The sequence below is a fragment of the Zooshikella harenae genome, assembly GCF_018837975.1.
Lineage (GTDB): Bacteria > Pseudomonadota > Gammaproteobacteria > Pseudomonadales > Zooshikellaceae > Zooshikella > Zooshikella harenae.
In genome coordinates this window covers 1-828 of the sequence record NZ_JAGSOY010000300.1, presented here as the reverse complement: position 1 = coordinate 828, position 828 = coordinate 1, and the positions used below count along the sequence as shown (strand labels likewise).

The window sequence follows — 828 nt, the reverse complement described above, 5'->3', positions numbered from 1 at the left end:
TTTGATCCCCCAACCATATATATAGGCAAGTTTTTCATTTCTTTGCTCATGCTTTGTATCCTCAATATCAATACTTAACTTAAATATCTGCTGAGTCTTCTTTTAACGTAAATGATGAACTTATCCGAGAAGTCAAAGTATCATCAGCTACAGGTTTTGTAGTATCAGTCTGCTTTGGTGCTGATACTGTGCTCTTTATTGCTTTATCGGTTGATTTGTTATTTTTACTAACTTTTGGTACAGAGGTTGTTTCAGGTTTAGTTCTTGCTTTAGTCTTCTTAGGCTTCTCTCTTTTTGCAGCAAAAACATATTGATTGAATGTGCGCTCACTAATATCAATGAAGCCTTTCTTCTTTATAAGCTGGTATATATCTCTAAGCTTGAATCCTTGTTTTTGAAGATCCGTAATTTCATCAATCATCATTTTGATGGCTTCATTAGAGCTGATTGCTTGCTTTTCAGGTTCTTGTAACTCTGAAAGCTCTTTTTTCAACTCGTTTATATCATTCAGTGTAAATTTCATTTTGGTTTCAGTTTCTGTTTTTTAGTTTATGGTTAGTAATGCTTACTGACAGTTACATAAAACCTATTACTGAGCTTTGATGAAGATAGTAAACATTTGCTGTACAGATTTAACTATATTAGCCTTATTTTAAGGGTTTTACCTATAGGTTATAGATTGCTTTTCATATAGTTTATTGTCTTAACATTTGCTTTGTTTTCATACTAACTCATATATTGTCTATTTGATAGACTTAGTATTGTTTTTTTAATTAACCATTGTACTGTCTACTGTATTGCTATCTTATTGACTTTGGTATTGCTAAT

At 31.3% G+C, this 828-nt stretch carries 1 protein-coding gene; it reads right to left on the bottom strand.

Annotated elements, in window-relative coordinates; genetic code table 11:
• Positions 1 to 79: 79 nt before the first annotated feature.
• Positions 80 to 523, bottom strand: a complete 444-nt coding sequence (locus KCG35_RS25785; RefSeq protein ID WP_215822746.1) for a hypothetical protein — start codon at positions 521 to 523, stop codon at positions 80 to 82.
• Between the last annotated feature and the right edge of the window lie 305 nt (positions 524 to 828).

Bases quoted from the DNA above. Each gene is read 5' to 3' on its own strand.
- KCG35_RS25785 (WP_215822746.1), bottom strand. From the start codon at position 523: ATGAAATTTACACTGAATGATATAAACGAGTTGAAAAAAGAGCTTTCA.